The sequence below is a fragment of the Albidovulum sp. genome (genome assembly GCF_049646345.1).
Classification (GTDB): Bacteria; Pseudomonadota; Alphaproteobacteria; order Rhodobacterales; family Rhodobacteraceae; genus Albidovulum.
On the sequence record NZ_JBARVQ010000326.1, the window covers coordinates 1 to 3205 of the forward strand.

1 protein-coding gene is annotated in these 3205 nt (G+C 66.1%); it reads left to right on the forward strand.

Annotated features, from left to right (window positions below; genetic code table 11):
* On the forward strand, positions 1-2559 hold a 2559-nt coding region (locus WBB85_RS08230), incomplete at its 5' end, for a hypothetical protein (RefSeq protein WP_432638138.1).
* Between the last annotated feature and the right edge of the window lie 646 nt (positions 2560-3205).

Sequence of the window (3205 nt, forward strand, 5' to 3'; positions counted from 1 at the left end):
GCCGCGTTGCGGGACAAGGCCAAGGCGCTGGCACCGGACGGGTTCGCGACCAAGCTGATCCTGCCCGCAGATCAGATCCTTTACACCGATGTCGAGGCCCCGGGCCCTGACAATGCCAGCCGCCGCACCCAGATCCGGGCCGCGCTGGAAGGACGGACGCCCTATGCGGTCGATGACCTCGCCTTTGACTGGTCGCATGGCGGGCAGACCGTGCCCGTCGCGGTCGTCGCCCGGATCACTCTGACCGAGGCTGAGGATTTCGCCGAAAGCCACGGCTTCAACCCGGTCGCCTTTGTCGCCATGCCCGATCCCGGCCAGTTCGCAGGCGAGCCGTTCTTTGGTCAGACCGGGACTGCTCATGTGCATCTGCCTGCAGCGACGACACTCACCCGCGATCAGGAGCCTGTGCGCATCGTCGATGCGCCGATCCCCGAGGCTCCCGCAAAGACGCCAACCGACACAAGTCCTGACGCCGCCGAAATGTCCGCCCCCGAAACAGATATGGTCGGTGCTGATGAGGTTGCAGCGGATGACAGCGCTGCCTCTCTGGCCGAGGCGCCGACGGCGCAATCCGGCATCGTCAGTGACGTGATCGTACCGGATATCGAAAACGTCGAGTCTGCCCCGCGCGAGATCGCACCCCCCGTTGCCATGCCCCCGGCACCACACGCTGATGATGATGCATCGCCACACGGGCCAGGGATTACCGACCGGCTCGTACCGGAGGCAGGCGACGACCTGCTCGAAATCGACTATCAGGTCGCCGATTTCAGCGATCCGATGGCCGACGATCTGGCCCGCGACCTTGGCCCCGAACCCGGCGCGGCGGATGCCGAAGCGCCGTTCATCGCGGTCGATGACCTGCCAGACTTCGACGACGTTTCCGACCCGGGCCCTGAAATCGCGACCCCACCCGCCTTCAGTTCGCAGCGAACTGTCCCGGCCACGCCGCCGCGCGACGAAAAACAGGTTCAGCAGGGCCCGGCACGACCGGTCAGTTCCGGCATCACTCAGCCGACCTTGCCGGAGGCTACGGACGGCGACGAAAAGCCACAGGTCCGGCACCACCCGCAGGGCCGCATCCCACCGGGAAAATCACCCATACCCGGAGCCCAGCGTGGCACCGACGCCCAGCTTCGCGCCGAACGTCTGCCCGCCAAGCCCGCAGGAACCGCACAGAAGAACACCGCTTTCCCGTCCGCGACCCAGGAACCGCGCGCCCGGCGAACCCGTCTTGGCCTTGGGCTTCTCCTGGTGGCGCTGCTCGTTCTCTTCATGATCGCTGTGGCGCTCTGGTCGCTTTTCTTCGCCGCCGCGCCCGTAGCAGAAGACGAAACGGTCGTCGCGACGGCCCCCGAAACACCGGCGGCCACACCTGAGACGGCACCGGCCGAAACGGAAGCGCCTATAGCGGAGCCGGTACCGGCCGCCGCCCCCGAGGAACCGGCTGATCCCCCTGCTGCCGAACCGGCATCCCTGGACCCGCCTGCCGCCGGGACGATCTGGTCTGACATATCTGCGGGCACATCCCTGCCAGCAGCTGATGCGACCGCTGCACCGATCATCTCGGATGCCGCGCCACCGGAACTCGATGCCACGGCGACCGCGCCTCTGACGGCACCAACCGCCTCCGCTACCGATGCGGCCCTGCCCCTGCAACCCCTGCCGCCCCCCTTCGGCACCGAGTTCGAGTTTCGGTCCGACGGGCTGATCAAGGCCACCGAGGACGGTGTCGTCACACCCGACGGGATCACCCTGATCGCGGGGCAGCCGCCGGTCATACCGGCCCCCCGACCGGCGGAAATCGCCCCGGCAGAGGCCGAAGCGCCTGTTCTCGACGCTCCTGTAGAAAACGGCACGACGGCCCCCGAAACGGCTCTGCCCGACGACAATGACGCTAGTGCTGCCCCCCCCGCCGAAGACGGACCCGAAACCGCCGTAGCAGCAGCAGCGGGCGAAGATCCCCTGCCGTCCCCGGTCGATCCGGCCCATGCCGCCAGAAAGCCGCGCGCGCGGCCCGCAGCCATCGTGGCCGCCACCGAGGCGCGCGTAGCACGGGAAGCGGCAGAGGCCGAGGCCCTGGCGCAGGCCATCGCCTCGGCCACGCCGCAGGCCGTTGCCACATCGCAGCGCCCGAAAGCCCGGCCAAAGGGCCTCGCCCGCGTCGTTGCAACGCCGCAAGTCGACGATGCGGTCGCAGCCGCCATGGCCAGCAGCATCGCAGCCACGGTCCCGACACCTGCCCCCGCCGCCGCGCCGAACCCGCCTGAAGAGATCGACGAACCCGAACCCGTCGCTGCCACGCCGAACATCCCCACCTCGACCACGGTCGCGAAACAGGCCACCGTCGCCAACGCGATCAACCTGCGCGATGTCAATCTTATCGGCATCTACGGCTCGTCCTCCAGCCGCCGGGCTCTGGTCCGGATGGGGAATGGCCGCTATGTGAAGGTCAAGATCGGCGACCGGCTGGATGGCGGACAGGTCGCGGCCATCGGCGACCGTGAGCTTTCCTATATCAAACGCGGCAAGACCATCGTGCTGAAGATCGAAGGCTGACGCCGCCCCGCCATTCAGAAAAGTTTCCGGAGAACCCCAGCCCGGCCTCCGGACATGGTCCGACACCGACTACATGTCACCTTTCCCTGGTCGAGACACTGGGCAGCAAGGTGGGTATAGGGTGCGCGCTCATTATCAGGATTCCCGTTGCGGTTTTGTAAGGACCACAGCTTCCAAAGAAGGAGGCAGCCATGGCCCGATTTGAACCTACGGATGGGGAACAGGCGTTGATCCAGCCGAACAAGCCGCGCGGCGTGCCTGTGTCGATGATCCTCTGGTTCTGAACGGGATCTTCTGAGATCTGTGAAACGGTTCCCCATCGCACGATCTTCCGTCGCGCTACGGTCTGCACAGGACGATCTGTCACCGGTTGTACCTCTGGGCCAAGCCGGGAGGGCTGAGCAGAAGTGTTTAAGAAGACTGCCCTCCGGGGCAGCTTGCAGTTCATCGAGTGCTTCTGGGCCTCCATCCCGCGCGCAGAAGTGGCTCGGTTTGTCTGAACAGGTTCCGGGCGTTTTCTAAGTGGTTTTCCGCCTTGTTTATGCCGCTGCCGCTTGGGGCGCCGACGGATTGAAGTAAGCCTGATCGGGTGTTTTTCCGTCAAGCGATGAGTGGGGCCTCCGACTGTTGTAGAAGCCCAGGTAGT